This is a genomic window from Citrobacter sp. 21OH12SH02A-Citro (assembly GCF_027919895.1).
In the GTDB taxonomy this organism is placed as follows: domain Bacteria; phylum Pseudomonadota; class Gammaproteobacteria; order Enterobacterales; family Enterobacteriaceae; genus Citrobacter; species Citrobacter braakii.
Genome location: NZ_CP114801.1, coordinates 4,386,966 through 4,407,707, shown reverse-complemented (window position 1 = coordinate 4,407,707; position 20,742 = coordinate 4,386,966). Strand labels below are relative to the sequence as shown.

Annotated in this window: 18 protein-coding genes and 3 tRNA genes; 18 read left to right on the top strand and 3 right to left on the bottom strand. The window is 53.1% G+C overall.

Features of this window, described 5'->3' with window-relative positions; genetic code table 11:
* Nucleotides 1-7 precede the first annotated feature (7 nt).
* Nucleotides 8-976: an archaetidylserine decarboxylase gene (asd, locus tag O6D90_RS21270; RefSeq protein WP_016155504.1), complete on the bottom strand. Its 969-nt coding sequence runs from the start codon at nucleotides 974-976 to the stop codon at nucleotides 8-10.
* A gap of 92 nt (nucleotides 977-1,068) precedes the next feature.
* Nucleotides 1,069-2,121, bottom strand: a complete 1,053-nt coding sequence (gene rsgA, locus O6D90_RS21265; RefSeq protein ID WP_168188438.1) for a small ribosomal subunit biogenesis GTPase RsgA — start codon at nucleotides 2,119-2,121, stop codon at nucleotides 1,069-1,071.
* Nucleotides 2,122-2,226: 105 nt separating this feature from the next.
* On the opposite strand from rsgA, the gene orn reads away from it, so the two are divergent.
* The 4 genes from orn to O6D90_RS21245 all read left to right on the top strand — a co-directional run bounded on the left by orn (nucleotide 2,227) and on the right by O6D90_RS21245 (nucleotide 3,326).
* A complete protein-coding gene (gene orn / locus O6D90_RS21260; RefSeq protein ID WP_016151407.1) occupies nucleotides 2,227-2,772 on the top strand; it encodes an oligoribonuclease in 546 nt (181 codons plus the stop codon).
* Between the two features lie 240 nt (nucleotides 2,773-3,012).
* Nucleotides 3,013-3,088 (top strand) — tRNA-Gly (locus O6D90_RS21255).
* A 43-nt stretch (nucleotides 3,089-3,131) separates the two neighbouring features.
* Nucleotides 3,132-3,207 (top strand) — tRNA-Gly (locus O6D90_RS21250).
* A gap of 43 nt (nucleotides 3,208-3,250) precedes the next feature.
* Nucleotides 3,251-3,326, top strand: a tRNA-Gly gene (locus O6D90_RS21245).
* 269 nt (nucleotides 3,327-3,595) lie between these two features.
* Here O6D90_RS21245 and queG read toward each other — a convergent pair.
* The gene (gene queG, locus O6D90_RS21240) at nucleotides 3,596-4,735 is read right to left on the bottom strand and encodes a tRNA epoxyqueuosine(34) reductase QueG (RefSeq protein WP_016155506.1); all 1,140 of its coding nucleotides are present in this window, start codon (nucleotides 4,733-4,735) and stop codon (nucleotides 3,596-3,598) included.
* Here queG and nnr point away from each other — a divergent pair.
* The 14 genes from nnr (at nucleotide 4,734) to rlmB (ending at nucleotide 20,701) form a co-directional block, all read left to right on the top strand.
* Nucleotides 4,734-6,281, top strand: coding sequence for a bifunctional ADP-dependent NAD(P)H-hydrate dehydratase/NAD(P)H-hydrate epimerase (gene nnr, locus O6D90_RS21235; RefSeq protein ID WP_071600284.1), 1,548 nt, complete (start codon nucleotides 4,734-4,736; stop codon nucleotides 6,279-6,281). The genes queG and nnr overlap by 2 nt on opposite strands.
* The gene (gene tsaE, locus O6D90_RS21230; RefSeq protein WP_016151410.1) at nucleotides 6,253-6,714 is read left to right on the top strand and encodes a tRNA (adenosine(37)-N6)-threonylcarbamoyltransferase complex ATPase subunit type 1 TsaE; all 462 of its coding nucleotides are present in this window, start codon (nucleotides 6,253-6,255) and stop codon (nucleotides 6,712-6,714) included. Before nnr ends, tsaE begins: the two co-directional genes overlap by 29 nt.
* Before the next feature lie 16 nt (nucleotides 6,715-6,730).
* Complete coding sequence (amiB, locus tag O6D90_RS21225; protein WP_016155508.1) at nucleotides 6,731-8,062, top strand: N-acetylmuramoyl-L-alanine amidase AmiB; 1,332 nt, start codon at nucleotides 6,731-6,733, stop codon at nucleotides 8,060-8,062.
* A gap of 9 nt (nucleotides 8,063-8,071) precedes the next feature.
* Nucleotides 8,072-9,934, top strand: coding sequence for a DNA mismatch repair endonuclease MutL (mutL, locus tag O6D90_RS21220; RefSeq protein WP_016155509.1), 1,863 nt, complete (start codon nucleotides 8,072-8,074; stop codon nucleotides 9,932-9,934).
* Nucleotides 9,927-10,877 carry a tRNA (adenosine(37)-N6)-dimethylallyltransferase MiaA gene (miaA, locus tag O6D90_RS21215; RefSeq protein ID WP_016151413.1) on the top strand — a complete coding sequence of 317 codons (951 nt, stop codon included), beginning with the start codon at nucleotides 9,927-9,929 and terminating at the stop codon, nucleotides 10,875-10,877. Before mutL ends, miaA begins: the two co-directional genes overlap by 8 nt.
* 84 nt (nucleotides 10,878-10,961) lie before the next feature.
* The gene (gene hfq, locus O6D90_RS21210; protein WP_003025584.1) at nucleotides 10,962-11,270 is read left to right on the top strand and encodes an RNA chaperone Hfq; all 309 of its coding nucleotides are present in this window, start codon (nucleotides 10,962-10,964) and stop codon (nucleotides 11,268-11,270) included.
* A 74-nt stretch (nucleotides 11,271-11,344) separates the two neighbouring features.
* The gene (gene hflX, locus O6D90_RS21205; protein WP_016151415.1) at nucleotides 11,345-12,625 is read left to right on the top strand and encodes a ribosome rescue GTPase HflX; all 1,281 of its coding nucleotides are present in this window, start codon (nucleotides 11,345-11,347) and stop codon (nucleotides 12,623-12,625) included.
* Nucleotides 12,626-12,814: 189 nt separating this feature from the next.
* Nucleotides 12,815-14,068, top strand: a complete 1,254-nt coding sequence (gene hflK, locus O6D90_RS21200) for an FtsH protease activity modulator HflK (RefSeq protein WP_016151416.1) — start codon at nucleotides 12,815-12,817, stop codon at nucleotides 14,066-14,068.
* Between the two features lie 2 nt (nucleotides 14,069-14,070).
* On the top strand, nucleotides 14,071-15,075 hold the full coding sequence (gene hflC / locus O6D90_RS21195; protein WP_016155510.1) for a protease modulator HflC: 1,005 nt from the start codon (nucleotides 14,071-14,073) through the stop codon (nucleotides 15,073-15,075).
* Between the two features lie 82 nt (nucleotides 15,076-15,157).
* Nucleotides 15,158-15,355 (top strand): DUF2065 domain-containing protein, encoded by a 198-nt coding sequence (locus O6D90_RS21190; protein WP_005122170.1) that lies wholly within the window; start codon nucleotides 15,158-15,160, stop codon nucleotides 15,353-15,355.
* 102 nt (nucleotides 15,356-15,457) lie between these two features.
* Nucleotides 15,458-16,756, top strand: coding sequence for an adenylosuccinate synthase (gene purA / locus O6D90_RS21185; protein ID WP_003025606.1), 1,299 nt, complete (start codon nucleotides 15,458-15,460; stop codon nucleotides 16,754-16,756).
* 216 nt (nucleotides 16,757-16,972) lie between these two features.
* Nucleotides 16,973-17,398, top strand: coding sequence for a nitric oxide-sensing transcriptional repressor NsrR (gene nsrR, locus O6D90_RS21180; RefSeq protein ID WP_003025609.1), 426 nt, complete (start codon nucleotides 16,973-16,975; stop codon nucleotides 17,396-17,398).
* A 38-nt stretch (nucleotides 17,399-17,436) separates the two neighbouring features.
* Nucleotides 17,437-19,899: a ribonuclease R gene (gene rnr / locus O6D90_RS21175; protein WP_016151418.1), complete on the top strand. Its 2,463-nt coding sequence runs from the start codon at nucleotides 17,437-17,439 to the stop codon at nucleotides 19,897-19,899.
* 70 nt (nucleotides 19,900-19,969) lie between these two features.
* On the top strand, nucleotides 19,970-20,701 hold the full coding sequence (gene rlmB / locus O6D90_RS21170; RefSeq protein WP_003830482.1) for a 23S rRNA (guanosine(2251)-2'-O)-methyltransferase RlmB: 732 nt from the start codon (nucleotides 19,970-19,972) through the stop codon (nucleotides 20,699-20,701).
* The last annotated feature ends 41 nt before the right edge of the window (nucleotides 20,702-20,742 follow it).

Sequence of the window (20,742 nt, the reverse complement as noted above, 5' to 3'; positions counted from 1 at the left end):
CCTATGTTTAACTTTCGTCTTTTTTGTCGTCAACCAGCGGGCTGGCGTCGTGTTCTGCTTCGATCTCTTCTTTCGCAAGCGGGGCAGGTTCTGCCTCTGGCGTCACGAATGTCTCGGTCGAGATGGCCATTGGCTGGCCGATTTTGGTCACTGAAAGGTCCTGCAACTGCTCAACCAGGTTAACTTTGCCAGGCGCGAACAGGTTGATAACGGTGGAACCGAGCTTAAAGCGGCCCATTTCCTGACCTTTCAACAGCGCCACCGACCCTTCGCTTTCGCCTTCCGGCCAGGTCCAGCGTTTGATGACGCCTTCACGCGGTGGGGTAATGGTGCCAGCCCATGCGGTTTCAATACTGCCAACGATGGTCGCGCCGACCAGAATCTGCACCATCGGGCCAAATTCGGTATCAAACAGACAGATTACGCGTTCGTTGCGTGCAAACAGGTTTGGAACGTTTTGCGCAGTCAGGATATTTACAGAGAAGAGATCGCCTGGCACGTACATCATTTCACGCAGGATACCGTTACACGGCATATGTACACGGTGGTAATCGCGTGGAGATAAGTAAGTGGTCACAAACGTACCGTTGCGGAATTTGTCCGCCATCTGGTAGTTGCCGGCCAGCAGTGCTTCAAGAGTATAGCTGTGCCCTTTGGCCTGCAGCAGTTTGTCTTCTTCGATGTTTCCTAACTGGTTAATCACGCCGTCAGCAGGCATGACCAGTACGTTTGGATCGGTGTTAATCGGGCGAACGTCGTCGCGCAGTGGGCGAACAAAGAAGTCGTTAAAGGTGCGATAGCTGGCGGTATCCGGCTTTTGCGCCTCTTTCATATCGACCTTGTAATATTTCACGAACAGATCGATAACCAGTTTAGTCAGCCATCCTGCTCGTTTGCTCGCACCCCAACCCGCCAGGCGAGTGAGCCATAGTTTCGGCAGAATGTATTGTAGCGAAAGCTTAAATGAGTTTAACAAGGTAGCCTCCAGGCCATAATTTGTTCCCGATCCGGCATACGGGCCGGATCCTGAAAAAAGGGGGACGATTCTAGCGATGCTTAGCTTAGTTGTCAGTTGTCTGTATCAGAAAAGTTTTTACGTGTTTTTACCTGCGTCATGCTTTCCAGGATGCGGTGATAATTTTCAAACCGAGTTTCGGCTATTGCCCCTTTTTCTACGGCCTCACGGATAGCGCAGCCTGGATCGGTATCATGCTTGCAGTCGCGGTATTTGCAGTGGCCCAGGTAGTCATGGAATTCGACAAAACCATGTGTGATTTGTTCCGGCTCCAGATGCCACAACCCGAACTCACGTACGCCAGGGGAGTCGATAACGTCGCCACCGTGCGGGAAATGATACAGGCGAGAGGCAGTGGTGGTGTGCTGTCCAAGGCCGGAGTTGTCGGAGACATCGTTGGTCAGGATCTCTTCCTGCAGGCCGAGAAGATTATTGAGCAGGCTAGATTTACCAACGCCCGACTGACCGGCAAAAATGCTGATGCGATCGGTTAATGCTTCTTCAAGCGGTTTCAGGCCGTCTTTCGTGCGGCTTGATACCATCAACACGCGATAGCCAATGTGGCGATAAATATCCATCTGTTCGTTAACAAAGGCCATGCCTTCGTCATCCAGCAGATCGATCTTATTCAAGACGATAATTGGTTCAACGTGTAGCGTTTCACAGGCTACCAGATACCGGTCGATAATATTGAGTGACAGCTCGGGTAAGATGGCTGAGACAATAACGATCTGGTTGATGTTGGCGGCAATGGGTTTTACCCCGTCGTAAAAGTCGGGACGTGTCAGTACCGAGGTACGCTCGTGTACCGCCTCAACGATGCCTTTGACATTCACGCCTTCTGCTGCTGCTTTTCCCGGGCGCCAGACAACGCGATCGCCGGTAACCAGCGAGCGAATTGTACGGCGGATGTTGCAGCGGTGAATCTCACCGTCAGCAGATTCCACGTCGGCATGCATACCAAAACGGCTGATAACGATGCCTTCAGCGGTTTCGCCAAACAGGTTGTCGTCGTAGTCTGGCTTCTCCGTGGACGTTTTCAGACGACGCTGGTGATTGGCGTTCACACGGCGCTGTTGGCCTTTGGAGAGTTTATTCTTACTCAATCGGACTGACTCCTGGTCGCCCATAATGGGCAAAACATTTATGATACACGCAATTTTAGATGAATATAGTCACACTGAATGTGACGCTGAAGGGTGGAAAATAGCATGAGTGCCAATGAAAACAACCTGATTTGGATCGATCTGGAGATGACAGGTCTGGATCCCGAGCGCGATCGCATAATTGAGATAGCCACGCTGGTGACGGATGCCAACCTGAATATTCTGGCTGAAGGACCGACAATTGCGGTGCACCAGTCCGACGAACAGCTGGCATTAATGGATGACTGGAACGTACGTACGCATACCGGTAGTGGGCTAGTGGATCGCGTGAAGGCGAGCACCATGGGGGATCGTGAAGCTGAACTGGCTACGCTGGCTTTTTTGAAAGAGTGGGTTCCAGAAGGGAAATCACCTATCTGCGGCAACAGCATCGGTCAGGATCGTCGTTTCCTGTTTAAATACATGCCGGAGCTGGAGGCGTATTTCCATTATCGCTATCTTGACGTCAGTACGTTGAAAGAGCTGGCGCGTCGTTGGAAGCCGGAAATTCTTGCTGGCTTCACCAAGCAGGGAACGCATCAGGCGATGGACGATATTCGTGAATCTGTTGCTGAGCTTGCTTACTATCGCGAACATTTTATTAAGCTTTGATTTTGTGGATGGCCGGACGGCGCTGCGGCTTACCCGGCCTGCGAATATCGTTCCTGCGCGCTTGCACTGAGGCTGGATTGTCGCTAAATTAGACGACTTGCCGATAAATTCAGCACTTAAACAGAAAAACGAAAAAATCGCTTTTAGGGGGGTTGCAGCTAAACGGATTTCTCGTATAATGCGCCTCCCGTAACGACAGAGAATTACACGTTACGGCAGCAGCAAAAGCAGTACAAATTTGCGGGAATAGCTCAGTTGGTAGAGCACGACCTTGCCAAGGTCGGGGTCGCGAGTTCGAGTCTCGTTTCCCGCTCCAAAATTTGAAAGTGCTTTTGTCTACAAAGCACAGACACACCCAAGCGGGAATAGCTCAGTTGGTAGAGCACGACCTTGCCAAGGTCGGGGTCGCGAGTTCGAGTCTCGTTTCCCGCTCCAAAATTTGAAAGTGCTTTTGTCTACAAAGCACAGACACACCCAAGCGGGAATAGCTCAGTTGGTAGAGCACGACCTTGCCAAGGTCGGGGTCGCGAGTTCGAGTCTCGTTTCCCGCTCCAAATTCTTACCCCAATAAAAATATCCACAACGAATAAATACGTTGGGGACGTTTTTTTTCGTCATTGACATACTCTTGTAAACAGACTTATCCACAGGTTCGGGTATTATTCCTGGAATGCAAAAAACTTAGTCGGGTGAATAGTATCACTTTAACTCTTTGAAAATATTGAATTAATTATCATTTCAAATTGTTAATGCGATCACTTGACGATTTTTTCCCTCTTGAATATCAATGTGTTTTTATTTTTATACACAAGCTGTGGATGACTTAAGCGTCACGCGGCAGACCCTTTTCAATGACCCTGACCAAACGTTGTTTCTTCGGTAACTGCACTTCAACTACGCAGGCATTTCGCTTCTCGATTTGCTGAGCAACCGCCCACTCTATGTGTTCGTCGAGAAGTGGGTGCTCACCTCTGCGACTTTCCAGCGCGTGAATAACGGCTTCATCCCATGGGGCATTACCCAGCGCAACAGCGATATTTCGCAGCCAGCGCAGGTGACCAATACGACGAATAGCAGACCCCTCCGTGACTTTTAAAAACCACGCTTCGCTCCAGCTAAACAGCTCTATTAACTCTGGAGCATGAAGTTGTTTGCGTGGGTTGAAGTCATCCTCTGTCGTCAACTGCGAGTAACGGTTCCACGGGCAAATGAGCTGGCAATCATCGCAGCCGTAAATTCGATTCCCCAACAGGGGACGAAATTCTTCCGGGATCGCACCTTCCAGTTCGATAGTGAGATAAGAGATACAGCGGCGCGCATCTACCGTGTAGGGTTCAACGATGGCTCCGGTGGGACAGATGGTCATACAGGCGACGCATTTCCCGCATCCTTCTTCTACTGGGTTGTCGACCGGCAGGGGCAAATCGATCAGTAATTCCCCGAGAAAGAAAAATGAACCGGCTGCGCGATTGAGGATAAGTGAGTGCTTACCTGTCCAGCCAAGCCCGGCTTTTTCCGCTAATGGACGCTCAAGAATGGGCGCAGAATCGACAAAAGGTCTAAAATTCAGCGAAACGCAGTGCTGTTGAATTCTCTCCCCCAGCTTTTTTAAGCGGTTACGCAGCAGTTTATGGTAGTCGCGCCCAAGCGCGTAACGGCTGACGTAACCCAGAGAGGGGTTTTTCAACGTGCTGGCAAAGGCCGCATTGGCAGGAAGATAGTTCATACGTACGCTGATGACACGTAGCGTACCGGGTAATAATTCGTGAGGTCGGGCGCGCATCATGCCGTGACGGGCCATCCAGTCCATCTCGCCGTGATAGTGTTTATCCAGCCAGGCCTGCAGTTTGGGCTCCGCTTCGCTGAGGTCGGTATCGGCAATACCGACCTGCTGAAAGCCAAGCTCCAGCCCCCACTGCTTAATATTTTGCGCTAACTGATTGAGATCGAGGGGCTCTGACATGACGGACCATACAATGAAGAAAAACCCCGCAAGTATACCACACTCCATTTGGCACGCCGATGACATCAGGCGGATGGAGCGAGAGGCGGCAGACAGTTTAGGACTGACGTTGTACGAGCTGATGCAACGGGCGGGAGAGGCGGCGTTTCAGGTCACCCGCGAGACATATCCAAACGCTAAGCACTGGCTGGTGCTATGTGGTCATGGCAACAACGGTGGTGATGGTTACGTGGTGGCAAGGCTTGCCAAAGCTCAGGGGCTTGATATTACGTTGCTGGCGCAGGAGAGTGATAAAGCGCTCCCCGAGGAAGCACAGCAGGCGCGCGACGCCTGGCTTAACGCCGGTGGCGTCATTCATGCTGCGGATATCAATTGGCCAGATCGCGTGGATGTCATTATTGATGCGCTGTCAGGCACGGGCTTAAAACACGCGCCGCGTGAGCCTCTCTCGGTATTGATCGAACGTGCCAATCACCATCCTGCTCCTGTCGTGGCGATAGACATTCCATCCGGCTTGCTGGCGCAGACGGGCGCGGCGCCGGGCGCGGTTATCAACGCTGCGCACACCGTGACCTTTATTGCGTTAAAGCCTGGTCTGCTAACCGGTAAAGCGCGCGATGTCACCGGACGCCTGCATGTTAACGCACTCGGTCTGGACGACTGGCTGGCGGGGCAGAACGCGCCGCTGCAACGGTTTGATGCTCAACAGCTTGTACACTGGTTAACGCCGCGTCGACCCACCTCGCACAAAGGCTCCCACGGTCGGCTGGTGATCATCGGTGGTGACCACGGCACGGCTGGCGCAATACGCATGGCCGGTGAAGCGGCGCTGCGTGCAGGAGCCGGGCTGGTTAAAGTGCTGACCCGTAGTGAAAATATTGCGCCTATTCTGACTGCCAGACCGGAACTGATGGTCGATGCGCTGACGCCGCAGACTCTGGAGGAGAGCCTGGCGTGGGCGGATGTTGTGGTGATAGGACCTGGGCTTGGTCAGCAGGAATGGGGTAAAAAAGCGCTGCAAAAGGTAGAAAATTTTCGCAAACCGATGCTCTGGGATGCGGATGCGCTGAACCTGCTGGCAATCAACCCCGATAAACGTCACAATCGCGTGATCACGCCGCATCCTGGTGAAGCCGCGCGACTTCTGGGCTGTTCCATTGCAGAAATTGAAGACGATCGATTACTTTGTGCACAACGTCTGGTAAAACGGTACGGAGGCGTCGTCGTGCTGAAAGGCGCGGGTACGGTTGTTGCTGCCGAACAGGCCGAATTGGGTATTATTGATACCGGCAATGCTGGAATGGCCAGCGGCGGAATGGGTGATGTGCTTTCCGGTATTATTGGCGCATTGCTCGGACAGAAGCTTACCCCGTATGATGCGGCATGTGCGGGATGTGTCGCGCACGGTGCGGCGGCGGATGTGCTGGCGGCGCGTTATGGTACGCGCGGCATGCTGGCGACAGATCTCTTTACCACGCTACAGCGTATTGTTAACCCTGATGTGATTGACGTTTATCATGATGAATCGAGTAATTCCACTACCTGATGAGCAGGCGACTTTAGACCTGGGACTGCGGGTAGCCAAAGCCTGTGATGGCGCGACGGTAATTTATTTGTACGGCGACCTGGGGGCGGGTAAAACCACTTTCAGCCGGGGATTCCTGCAGGCGTTAGGTCACAAAGGAAATGTAAAAAGCCCCACCTATACGCTGGTTGAACCCTATTCGCTCGATAATTTGATGGTATATCACTTCGATCTGTACCGACTTGCGGACCCAGAGGAGCTGGAATTTATGGGGATCCGCGATTATTTTGCCAATGACGCCATCTGCCTGGTGGAATGGCCGCAACAAGGTAAAGGTGTACTGCCAGACCCGGACGTCGAAATACACATTGAATATCAGGCGCAAGGTCGAGAGGCGCGCATAAGCGCAGTCTCCTCATCGGGTGATTTATTGCTGGCGCGTTTAGCCGATTAACCTTAAGGGTGGCGGGATGATTTATCGCATCAGAAACTGGCTGATGGCAACACTGGTCCTGCTGTGCGCGCAGGCAGGGGCCGCCAGCCTCTCCGATCTTCAGGTGTCCAATGGCGATCAACAAGCGCGGATTACGCTGAGCTTTATTGGCGATCCTGAATACGCAGTTTCGCAGGACGGGAAACGAACCGTCGCGTTGGATATTAAACAAACCGGTGTGATTCAGGGGTTACCGCTGCTGTTTAGCGGCAATAATCTGGTGAAATCTATCCGTTCCGGCACGCCAAAAGATGCGCAGTCTCTGCGCCTGGTGGTGGATTTAACCGAGAACGGCAAAGCCGAAGCCGTAAAACGCCAGAACGGCGGCAATTATACCGTCGTGTTTACCATCAAAGCTGATGCGCCACCGCCGCCTCCACCACCTCCAGTGGTTGCGAAGCGTGTTGAAGCGCCGGTTATCGCCCCGCGCCCTGCCGAGCCTGCGCGTAATCCGTTTAAAGCGGAAAACGATCGCACCACGATGGTAACCAACAGTAATACCTCCACACGACCTGCGGCGCGCGCCAGTACCAGTAACGGCGAAAAAGTAGTTATCGCCATTGATGCCGGACACGGCGGGCAGGATCCTGGCGCTATTGGTCCCGGTGGCACACGTGAGAAAAACATCACGATTGCCGTAGCGCGCAAACTGCGCAGTTTGCTCAATGATGACCCGATGTTTAAAGGCGTACTCACCCGTGATGGCGATTACTTTATCTCGGTGATGGGGCGTTCAGACGTTGCGCGTAAACAAAACGCCAACTTCCTGGTCTCTATTCATGCGGATGCTGCGCCAAACCGGGATGCCACTGGTGCTTCCGTCTGGGTACTGTCAAACCGTCGGGCAAACAGTGAGATGGCCGGCTGGCTGGAACAGCACGAAAAGCAATCGGAACTGTTGGGTGGGGCGGGCGATGTTCTGGCAAACAGCCAGTCCGATCCTTATCTCAGCCAGGCCGTGTTGGATCTGCAGTTCGGTCATTCGCAACGCGTTGGGTATGATGTAGCGACCAGCATGATCGGCCAGTTAGAACGTATTGGCTCGATGCATAAGCGTCGTCCGGAACACGCCAGCCTTGGGGTATTACGTTCGCCTGATATCCCGTCAGTGCTGGTTGAAACTGGCTTTATCAGTAACAACAGCGAAGAGCGTCTGTTGGCGAGTGATGACTACCAGCAGCAGCTGGCCGAGGCAATTTACAAAGGATTGCGTAACTATTTCCAGGCGCACCCGATGCAAACCGGGCCTCAAGGCACACCGGCGCAAACCGCGAGTGCGGTATCGCCTGGCAACACGTTAACAAATTAAGGATTAGCCATGCCGATTCAGGTTCTACCGCCACAGCTGGCGAACCAGATTGCCGCAGGCGAGGTGGTAGAACGGCCTGCGTCAGTGGTGAAGGAGCTGGTGGAAAACAGTATTGATGCTGGTGCGACGCGCATTGATATTGATATTGAGCGCGGCGGCGCGAAGCTTATCCGTATTCGTGACAACGGCTGCGGGATTAAAAAAGACGAGCTGGCGCTGGCGCTGGCGCGTCATGCCACCAGTAAAATTTCCTCGCTTGACGATCTCGAAGCCATCGTGAGCCTCGGGTTTCGCGGCGAAGCGCTGGCCAGTATCAGCTCCGTTTCTCGTTTAACCCTGACGTCGCGTACGCAAGAACAACCTGAAGCCTGGCAAGCTTATGCCGAAGGGCGCGACATGGATGTGACGGTTAAACCCGCTGCGCATCCGGTGGGAACCACGCTGGAGGTGTTAGATCTGTTCTACAACACTCCGGCGCGGCGCAAGTTTATGCGCACCGAGAAAACTGAATTTAATCATATCGACGAAATAATCCGCCGCATTGCGCTGGCACGTTTTGATGTGACGATTAATTTGTCGCACAACGGCAAAGTGGTGCGTCAGTACCGGGCAGTGGCCGCGGATGGGCAGCAGGAGCGCCGACTGGGCGCGATTTGCGGCTCGCCGTTTCTGGAACATGCGCTGGCGATTGAATGGCAGCATGGCGATTTAACGCTGCGCGGTTGGGTGGCCGATCCTAACCACACAACGGCGGCGCTGGCGGAAATCCAGTACTGTTATGTGAATGGCCGGATGATGCGCGACCGGCTGATCAACCATGCTATCCGCCAGGCCTGTGAAGATAAGCTGGGAGCCGATCAGCAGCCCGCTTTTGTGCTGTATCTGGAAATCGACCCGCATCAGGTGGATGTTAACGTACATCCCGCCAAACATGAGGTCCGTTTTCATCAGTCCCGCCTGGTGCATGATTTTATTTACCAGGGCGTGTTGAGCGTCCTGCAACAGCAGCTTGAAACGCCGCTGCCGTTGGCTGATGACGACGAGCCTGCCCCAAGGCACATCCCGGAAAACCGCGTCGCGGCCGGGCGTAACCATTTTGCCGAACCGGCCCCGGCGCGTGAACCTGCGACGCCGCGTTACTCAGCATCTGCTGGCGCTGGCAGTAGTGGTAGCCGTCAGACGGGGGCCAGCTGGCCTCATGCCCAACCTGGATATCAAAAGCAGCAGGGTGAGATTTATCAGCAACTGCTACAGACGCCGGTTCCGCCGCGGAAAACGCCGGTTTCTGAAACGCCATCAGCACCTCTGACCGGCAACGGTCAGGGCTTTGGGCGGGTGCTAACCATTGTCGGTACGGACTGCGCATTACTCGAATGCGATGGTCACATTCGGTTGCTGGCATTGCCGGTGGCGGAACGTTGGCTACGTCAGGCGCAGTTAACGCCGGACCAGGGCGTCGTTTGCGCTCAGCCGTTACTGATCCCTTTACGTCTAAAAGTGACCGCTGATGAAAAAGCGGCGCTGCAAAAAGGGCAGAGCCAACTGGCTGAGTTGGGTATTGAATTTCAACTGGATGCACAGCATGTGACCATCCGGGCGGTGCCTTTACCCTTACGCCAACAAAATTTACAAATCTTGATTCCTGAACTGATAGGCTACCTGGCGCAGCAGTCCGAATTCGAACCGGGCAATATTGCACAGTGGATTGCACGTAATCTGATTAGCGAGCATCCGCAGTGGAGCATGGCTCAGGCGATTACGCTGTTAGCGGATGTTGAGCGGCTTTGCCCACAACTCGTGAAGGCGCCGCCGGGTGGTTTGTTACAACCTGTTGATTTACATTCGGTAATGAATGCCCTGAAACATGAGTGATACCCGTAAGGCGAGCCTGCCAAAGGCGATTTTTTTGATGGGGCCGACGGCCTCCGGTAAAACGGCACTGGCAATTGAATTGCGTAAAGTTTTGCCTGTAGAGTTGATAAGCGTTGATTCCGCCCTTATTTACAAGGGGATGGATATCGGTACAGCCAAGCCTGATGCAGATGAATTACAGGCCGCGCCGCACCGGTTGCTGGATATCCGCGATCCGTCCCAGGCGTACTCTGCTGCGGATTTTCGCCGCGATGCGTTAGCCGAGATGGCTGATATCACCGCCGCGGGGCGTATTCCGCTGCTGGTGGGCGGCACAATGTTATATTTCAAAGCCTTGCTTGAAGGGCTGTCGCCGTTACCGTCGGCAGATCCGGAAGTCAGGGCCAGAATTGAGCAGCAGGCGGCAGAGCATGGGTGGGACGCGTTACACCGACAGCTTCAGGAAATAGATCCGGTGGCTGCGGCGCGTATTCATCCAAATGATCCGCAAAGACTTTCCCGGGCACTGGAAGTTTTTTTCATTTCGGGTAAAACTTTAACGGAGCTGACGCAAACGTCAGGAGATGCTTTGCCGTATCAGGTGCATCAGTTTGCTATCGCCCCGGCGAGCCGTGAACTGCTCCATCAGCGAATTGAGCAGCGTTTTCATCAGATGTTGGCTTCAGGTTTTGAAGCAGAAGTCCGGGCGCTATTTGCCCGTGGAGATTTGCATACGGATTTGCCTTCCATTCGTTGTGTAGGGTATCGCCAGATGTGGTCATACATTGAAGGCGAAATTTCATACGATGAAATGGTTTATAGAGGTGTTTGCGCCACGAGGCAGTTGGCGAAGCGACAGGTAACCTGGTTGCGTGGTTGGGAAGGGGTGCACTGGCTTGACAGTGAAAAGCCTGACCAGGCGCGAAACGAAGTATTACAGGTTGTTGGTGCTATCGCGAACTGAATGTGTACAATTGAAACGTATCGTGCGCAATTTTTCAGAATCGAAAGGTTCAAAGTACAAATAAGCATATAAGGAAAAGAGAGAATGGCTAAGGGGCAATCTTTACAAGATCCGTTCCTGAACGCACTGCGTCGGGAACGTGTTCCAGTTTCTATTTATTTGGTGAATGGTATTAAGCTGCAAGGTCAAATCGAGTCTTTTGATCAGTTCGTGATCCTGTTGAAAAACACGGTCAGCCAGATGGTTTATAAGCACGCGATTTCTACTGTTGTCCCGTCTCGCCCGGTTTCTCATCACAGCAATAATGCCACCGGCGGCACTGGCAGCAACTACCATCACGGTAGCAACGCGCAAGGTTCATCTGCGCAACAGGACAGCGAAGAAACCGAATAAGGTTGTTAGCTGTTTTACACACGGGGAGCCAGCGATCCTGCGTTCCCCGTTGATATATATTAAGGGGTTGACGCTTGTTTGACCGTTATGATGCCGGTGAGCAGGCGGTACTGGTACACATCTATTTTTCGCAAGACAAAGATATGGAAGACCTCCAGGAGTTTGAATCTCTGGTTTCTTCCGCCGGTGTCGAAGCAATGCAGGTGATTACCGGGAGCCGTAAAGCACCGCACCCGAAGTATTTTGTTGGTGAAGGTAAGGCAATCGAAATTGCGGAAGCCGTAAAAGCGACTGGCGCTGCGGTGGTGATTTTTGATCATGCTCTAAGCCCCGCCCAGGAACGTAACCTGGAACAGTTGTGCCAGTGTCTTGTTATCGACAGGACAGGTCTTATTTTAGATATTTTTGCCCAGCGTGCGCGCACCCATGAGGGTAAGTTGCAGGTTGAGCTGGCGCAGTTGCGCCATATGGCTACTCGTCTGGTCCGTGGCTGGACCCACCTTGAAAGGCAAAAGGGCGGGATTGGTTTGCGCGGTCCGGGTGAAACCCAGCTCGAAACCGACCGTCGTTTGCTGCGTAATCGCATTTTGCAAATACAGTCGCGCCTGGAAAAAGTTGAAAAGCAACGTGAGCAGGGGCGACAGTCGCGCAAGAAAGCGGATGTCCCAACCGTATCACTGGTGGGATATACCAACGCCGGAAAATCCACCCTGTTCAACCAGATCACCGAAGCCCGGGTTTACGCAGCGGATCAGCTGTTTGCGACCCTGGACCCAACGCTGCGCCGTATAGACGTAGCGGACGTCGGTGAAACCGTGCTGGCGGATACCGTAGGGTTTATCCGTCATTTGCCGCACGACCTGGTGGCGGCGTTTAAAGCCACCCTGCAGGAAACGCGTCAGGCGACATTGCTGCTGCATGTTATTGATGCTGCAGATTTTCGTGTGCAGGAAAACATCGAGGCCGTCGACACGGTGCTCGAAGAGATCGATGCGCATGAGATCCCGACTCTGCTGGTGATGAATAAAATCGATATGCTGGATGATTTTGAACCACGTATCGACAGAGATGAAGAGAATAAACCCATTCGCGTTTGGGTTTCAGCGCAAACGGGAATAGGTATACCACAGCTTTTTCAGGCTTTGACTGAGCGACTTTCCGGTGAGGTGGCGCAGCATACGTTGCGTTTGCCGCCGCAGGAAGGGCGTCTGAGAAGCCGGTTTTACCAACTTCAGGCAATAGAAAGAGAGTGGATGGAGGAGGACGGCAGCGTAGGTCTGCAGGTTCGTATGCCGATCGTAGACTGGCGTCGCCTCTGTAAACAAGAACCGGCACTGGAAGACTATATTGTCTGACCTGACGGATATGGCCTGAAGATTTTTTCGCCTCTATACCTTGTGGGTTTTGTGCAGCATGAAGGTGGCAAGTCCTGAAATCTTCAGGAGCATAGTCAACTATGTGACTGAGATTAAAGGGCGTAGCCAACGCATCGGCAGCGCAAAATACGCAGGTATAGCATCGCATAACAAATATGGAGCACAAAAATGGCGTGGAATCAGCCCGGTAATAACGGACAAGACCGCGACCCGTGGGGAAGCAGCAAACCTGGCGGCAACCCTGAGGGAAATGGAAACAAAGGTGGTCGCGATCAGGGACCTCCCGATCTGGATGATATCTTCCGCAAACTGAGTAAAAAGCTCGGTGGTCTGGGTGGCGGTAAAGGTGCTGGTTCTGGCGGCGGTAGCTCATCGCAAGGCCCGCGTCCGCAATTGGGTGGTCGAGTTTTTACTATCGCAGCGGCAGCTATCGTCATTATCTGGGCGGCCAGCGGTTTCTACACCATTAAAGAAGCGGAACGCGGCGTGGTGACACGCTTCGGTAAATTCAGCCATTTGGTTGAACCGGGTCTGAACTGGAAACCGACCTTTGTCGACGAAGTGACCCCGGTCAACGTGGAAGCCGTGCGTGAACTTGCCGCATCCGGCGTGATGCTGACCTCTGACGAAAACGTCGTACGCGTTGAAATGAACGTGCAGTACCGCGTGACCGATCCGCAGCGTTACCTGTTTAGCGTAACCAGCGCGGATGACAGTCTGCGTCAGGCAACCGACAGCGCCCTGCGTGGGGTTATCGGTAAATACACCATGGACCGTATCCTGACCGAAGGGCGTACCGTTATTCGTAGCGATACCCAGCGTGAACTGGAAGAAACGATCCGTCCGTACAACATGGGTATCACCCTGCTGGACGTCAACTTCCAGGCAGCACGTCCGCCGGAAGAAGTAAAAGCCGCGTTTGACGATGCCATTGCAGCACGTGAAAACGAGCAGCAGTACATCCGTGAAGCAGAAGCGTACACCAACGAAGTTCAGCCACGTGCTAACGGTCAGGCGCAGCGTATTCTGGAAGAAGCGCGTGCTTACAAAACGCGAACCATCCTGGAAGCACAGGGTGAAGTGGCTCGTTTCGCAAAAATTCTGCCGGAATATAAAGCCGCACCGCAAATTACTCGCGAGCGTCTGTATATCGAAACCATGGAAAAAGTGCTGAGCAATACCCGCAAAGTCCTGGTTAACGATAAGGGCAGCAATCTGATGGTTCTGCCGCTGGATCAAATGCTGAAAGGCGGTAGTGCGCCAGCAGCAAAGAGTGACAGCAGTTCAAACCTGCTGCGTCTGCCGCCAGCAACGACGTCCGGCACTGGAGCAAGCAATACCTCGTCCACCAGTCAGGGCGATATTATGGACCAACGCCGCGCGAACGCGCAGCGTAACGACTACCAGCGTCAGGGGGAATAACGATGCGTAAGTCAGTTATTGCGATTATCATCATCGTTCTGGTAGTTCTGTTCATGTCTGTCTTTGTGGTCAAAGAAGGCGAGCGCGGGATTACTCTGCGCTTTGGTAAAGTTCTGCGTGACGATGAAAACAAGCCGCTGGTTGTTGCACCAGGCCTGCACTTCAAGATTCCGTTTATTGAATCTGTGAAGATGCTGGATGCGCGTATTCAGACCATGGACAACCAGGCCGATCGCTTTGTTACCAAAGAGAAGAAAGACCTGATCGTTGACTCCTACATTAAGTGGCGCATCAGTGACTTTAGCCGTTACTACCTGGCAACGGGCGGTGGCGATGTTTCTCAGGCAGAAGTCCTGCTGAAACGTAAGTTCTCTGACCGTCTGCGTTCTGAAATTGGTCGTCTGGACGTGAAAGACATCGTTACCGATTCCCGCGGTCGTCTGACGCTGGAAGTTCGTGATGCGCTGAACTCCGGTTCTGCTGGCACGGAAGATGAAGTCGCGACTCCGGCGGCAGATAGCGCGATTGCCGAAGCTGCTGAGCGTGTTCAGGCTGAAACAAACGGTAAAGTACCGGTCATCAACCCGAACAGTATGGCGGCATTGGGCATCGAAGTGGTTGACGTGCGTATCAAGCAAATCAACCTGCCTGCTGAAGTGTCTGAGGCTATCTACAACCGTATGCGCGCTGAGCGTGAAGCGGTAGCACGTCGCCATCGTTCACAAGGTCAGGAAGAAGCGGAAAAACTGCGTGCCACGGCGGATTATGAAGTGACCAAAACGCTGGCAGAATCTGAGCGTCAGGGCCGCATCATGCGCGGTGAAGGCGATGCAGAAGCCGCTAAACTGTTTGCCGATGCGTTCAGCCAGGATCCTGACTTCTACGCCTTCATCCGTAGCCTGCGAGCTTACGAGAAGAGCTTCGAAGGCAACCAGGACGTGATGGTCATGAGCCCGGACAGCGATTTCTTCCGCTACATGAAGACACCGAGCACTACGACACGCTAATAAATTTCCAGCGGTTTTAAACCAGCAAAACCACCGGCATCCCCAGGGATGCGGTGGTTTTCTTTTTATAAAAGGACGATGGATGAATTCAACAATTTTGCTGGCGCTCGCGCTGGTTTTGGTGCTGGAAGGCCTGGGCCCTATGCTTTATCCCCGCGCGTGGAAGAAAATGATTTCCGCAATGGCGCAACTTCCCGAAAATATTTTGCGTCGTTTTGGTGGAGGTCTTGTGGTTGCGGGCGTTGTGGTCTACTACATGTTGAGGAAAACGATTGGCTGATCAATAAGTAGCCTATTTTGCGGATTTTCGCATGCAAAAAGTGCTGTATATCTGAAAAAGCGGTGGTAGAATCCATTTTTAAGCAAACGGTGATTTTGAAAAATGGGTAACAACGTCGTCGTACTGGGCACCCAATGGGGTGACGAAGGTAAAGGGAAGATCGTCGATCTTCTGACTGAACGGGCTAAATATGTTGTGCGCTACCAGGGTGGTCACAACGCAGGCCATACTCTCGTAATCAACGGTGAAAAAACCGTCCTCCATCTTATTCCATCAGGTATTCTTCGCGAGAATGTCATCAGCATCATCGGTAACGGTGTTGTACTGTCTCCGTCCGCGCTGATGAAAGAAATGAAAGGACTGGAAGATCGTGGCATCCCGGTTCGCGAGCGCCTGCTGTTGTCTGAAGCTTGTCCGCTGATCCTTGATTATCACGTTGCGTTGGATAATGCTCGTGAGAAAGCGCGTGGCGAGAAAGCGATCGGTACCACCGGTCGTGGCATCGGTCCGGCTTATGAAGACAAAGTAGCTCGTCGCGGTCTGCGCGTTGGCGATCTGTTTGATAAAGCAACCTTCGCTGAAAAACTGAAAGAAGTGATGGAATATCACAACTTCCAGCTGGTGAATTTCTATAAAGTTGAAGCAGTTGACTACCAGAAAGTGCTGGATGATGTGATGGCGATTGCCGACATCCTGACCTCTATGGTTGTTGATGTTTCCGATCTGCTGGACCAGGCGCGTAAGCGTGGCGATTTCGTCATGTTCGAAGGCGCACAGGGTACCCTGCTGGATATCGACCACGGTACCTATCCGTATGTAACGTCTTCCAACACCACCGCAGGTGGCGTGGCGACCGGCTCCGGCCTGGGTCCACGTTATGTGGATTACGTTCTGGGTATCATCAAAGCTTACTCAACACGCGTAGGCGCGGGTCCGTTCCCGACCGAGCTGTTTGATGACGTTGGCGAGTTCCTGTGCAAACAAGGTAACGAGTATGGCGCGACCACCGGTCGTCGTCGTCGCACCGGTTGGCTGGACTCCGTTGCGGTACGCCGTGCAGTACAGATTAACTCCCTGTCTGGCTTCTGCCTGACCAAACTGGACGTACTGGACGGTTTGAAAGAGGTGAAAATCTGTGTCGCTTACCGTATGCCGGATGGCCGTGAAGTAACGACTACCCCGCTGGCTGCAGACGACTGGAAAGGTATCGAGCCGATCTACGAAACCATGCCGGGCTGGTCTGAATCCACCTTCGGAGTGAAGGAACGTAGCGGTCTGCCGCAGGCAGCACTGAACTACATCAAGCGTATTGAAGAACTGACCGGTGTGCCGATTGATATTATCTCAACTGGCCCAGACCGTACTGAAACCATGATCCTGCGCGACCCGTTCGACGCATAATTCTGGTTATAGCGTGGCGTCGAATGGCGCTGCGCTTGCACTATCTTAGGCCGGATGAGGCGCTTTGCATCATAATCCGGCTTAAAATCACGTAAGTTCCTCGCTTTTTTCCTTCCTGAACTGAAATAAATTAGCGACCTGGCTGGTGGCTGGTTTATCATCAATGTAATTAATACCACCAGGTTTATCCGTTTTATCCCTTTTCCTGAGGTTGATGTGCAGTTAACAAGTTTCACCGATTACGGATTACGTGCGCTAATCTACATGGCGTCACTTCCCGAAGGACGTATGACCAGTATTTCTGAGGTGACAGAAGTCTACGGCGTGTCCCGTAATCATATGGTCAAAATAATCAATCAACTTAGCCGTGCGGGCTTCGTTACTGCTATTCGAGGAAAAAATGGCGGTATCCGCCTGGGTAAACCAGCTAAGGATATTGGTATTGGTGATGTGGTTCGCGAGCTGGAACCACTATCGTTGGTCAATTGTAGCAGCGAGTTTTGCCACATTACCCCAGCCTGTCGACTTAAACAGGCGCTTTCTAAGGCAGTGCAAAGTTTTCTCACGGAACTGGACAACTACACACTTGCTGATTTGGTTGAAGAGAATCAACCGCTTTATAAATTATTGCTGGTGGAGTGACGAAAATCTTCATCAGAGCTGACAATGGAGGAACCTCGATGTCACAAGATCCTTTCCAGGAACGCGAAGCAGAAAAATACGCGAATCCTATCCCGAGCCGGGAATTTATCCTCGAACATTTAACTAAACGTGAAAAACCGGCCAACCGCGATGAGCTGGCCGCTGAACTCAACATTGAAGGTGAAGAGCAGCAAGAAGCGTTGCGTCGCCGCCTGCGCGCCATGGAGCGTGACGGGCAACTGGTCTTCACTCGTCGTCAGTGCTATGCGCTGCCGGAGCGTCTTGACCTGCTGAAAGGTACCGTTATTGGCCACCGTGATGGCTACGGCTTTCTGCGCGTTGAAGGCCGCAAAGATGACCTGTATCTGTCCAGCGAGCAGATGAAAACCTGCATTCATGGCGATCAAGTGTTGGCACAGCCGCTGGGAGCGGACCGTAAAGGTCGTCGCGAAGCGCGTATTGTGCGCGTACTGGTACCGAAAACCAGCCAGATTGTCGGTCGCTACTTCACCGACGCTGGCGTTGGGTTTGTCGTCCCTGACGACAGCCGCCTGAGCTTTGATATCCTGATCCCGCCGGAAGAGGTGATGGGTGCTCGTATGGGCTTTGTGGTCGTGGTTGAGCTGACCCAGCGTCCGACACGTCGCACTAAAGCGGTGGGTAAAATTGTTGAAGTCCTGGGCGACAACATGGGAACCAGCATGGCCGTTGATATGGCGCTGCGTACTCATGAAATCCCGTATATCTGGCCTCAGGCGGTCGAAAAACAGGTCGCCGGCCTGAAAGAAGAAGTGCCGGAAGAAGCGAAAGCCGGACGTGTTGATCTGCGCTCCCTGCCGCTGGTCACTATCGATGGCGAAGATGCGCGTGACTTCGATGATGCGGTTTACTGCGAGAAGAAGCGCGGCGGCGGCTGGCGTTTATGGGTGGCGATTGCTGACGTAAGCTATTACGTTCGCCCGCCGACTCCGCTGGACCAGGAAGCGCGCAGCCGTGGCACATCCGTCTACTTCCCGTCGCAGGTTGTTCCGATGCTACCGGAAGTGCTGTCTAACGGATTGTGTTCGCTCAACCCGCAGGTGGACAGGCTGTGTATGGTCTGTGAAATGACCATTTCGTCGAAAGGCCGCTTAACAGGCTTTAAATTCTACGAAGCGGTTATGAGCTCCCATGCGCGTCTGACCTACACCAAGGTCTGGCATATGCTGCAGGGCGATCAGGAACTGCGTGAGCAGTACGCGCCGTTGGTTAAACACATTGAAGAGCTGCATAACCTCTACAAAGTGCTGGATAAAGCGCGTGAAGAGCGTGGCGGTATCTCGTTTGAAAGTGAAGAAGCGAAGTTTATCTTCAATGCTGAACGCCGTATTGAGCGTATTGAGCAGACGCAGCGTAATGACGCGCACAAACTGATTGAAGAGTGCATGATCATGGCGAACATCTCAGCGGCGCGATTCGTTGAGAAAGCCAAAGAGCCGGCACTGTTCCGTATTCACGATAAGCCGACGACCGAAGCGATTAATTCGTTCCGTTCGGTGTTGGCGGAGCTGGGGCTGGAGCTGCCCGGCGGTAATAAACCCGAGCCGCGTGATTACGCTGAACTGCTGGAGTCGATTGCTGACCGTCCTGACGCAGAAATGCTGCAAACTATGCTGCTGCGTTCAATGAAGCAGGCGATTTACGATCCGGAAAACCGCGGTCACTTTGGCCTTGCGTTGCAATCTTATGCACACTTCACCTCGCCGATCCGTCGTTACCCGGATCTCTCCTTGCACCGGGCGATTAAGTATCTGCTGGCGCAGGAGCAGGGCCATAAAGGCAACACCACGGAAACGGGTGGCTACCATTATTCGATGGAAGAGATGCTGCAGCTGGGTCAACACTGTTCGATGGCCGAGCGCCGTGCTGACGAAGCCACACGTGACGTCTCTGACTGGCTGAAGTGCGACTTTATGCTGGATCAGGTAGGTAATGTCTTCAAAGGCGTGATCGCCAGCGTGACCGGGTTTGGTTTCTTCGTCCGTCTTGATGAGCTGTTTATCGACGGTCTGGTGCATGTCTCCTCCCTGGATAACGACTACTATCGTTTTGACCAGGTTGGGCAGCGTCTGACGGGGGAATCCAGCGGTCAAATGTATCGCCTGGGCGATCGCGTGGAAGTTCGCGTGGAAGCGGTCAACATGGACGAGCGTAAAATCGACTTCAGTTTGATCTCCAGCGAACGTGCACCGCGCAATGAAGGTAAAACCGCGCGTGAAAAAGCGAAAAAAGGCGATGCGGGTAAAAATACCGGTAAGCGTCGTCAGATGGGCAAAAAAGTAAATTTCGAGCCGGATAGCGCTTTCCGCGGCGAGAAGAAAGGCAGAGCCAAACCTCAGGCGGATAAAAAAACGGCTGAGAAGAAAGGCGATAAAAAAGCGAAAAAGCCATCGGCAAAAACGCTTAAAATCGCTGCCGCCACCAAAGCTAAACGCGCGACGAAAAAGAAAGTCGCGCAATAACAGCCATAAACAGTAAGTCGGGCAACCTCGCGTTGCCCGCGTTACGCATAAACTATTAACGAGTACATTCATGAGTGAAATGATTTACGGCATCCATGCGGTGCAGGCTCTGCTGGAACGTGCGCCTGAGCGCTTCCAGGACGTCTTTATTCTCAAAGGTCGTGAAGATAAACGCCTGCTGCCGCTGATCCACGCACTGGAAGCACAGGGTGTTGTCATTCAGCTGGCTAACCGCCAGTTCCTGGATGAGAAAAGCGAGGGTGCGGTACATCAGGGAATTATTGCTCGCGTGAAGCCGGGTCGTCAGTATCAGGAAAACGATCTGCCGGATCTGATTGCTACGCTCGATCAGCCGTTCTTTTTGATCCTCGATGGTGTTACCGATCCGCATAACCTGGGGGCATGCCTGCGTAGCGCCGATGCTGCTGGCGTCCATGCTGTTATCGTACCGAAGGATCGTTCTGCGCAGTTGAATGCAACGGCGAAAAAAGTGGCCTGCGGCGCGGCAGAAAGTGTACCGCTGATCCGTGTGACCAACCTGGCGCGCACTATGCGTATGCTGCAGGAAGAGAATATCTGGATCGTCGGAACCGCAGGTGAAGCTGACCATACTCTCTACCAGAGCAAAATGACCGGACGTCTGGCGCTGGTGATGGGCGCAGAGGGTGAAGGTATGCGTCGTTTGACCCGCGAACACTGTGACGAACTGATCAGCATCCCGATGGCTGGGAGCGTTTCGTCGCTGAACGTTTCAGTTGCGACGGGCATCTGCCTGTTTGAGGCTGTACGCCAGCGCGGCTAAACTATCTCCCTCATTTCTCTCTTATCTCAAGCCATCCTTCG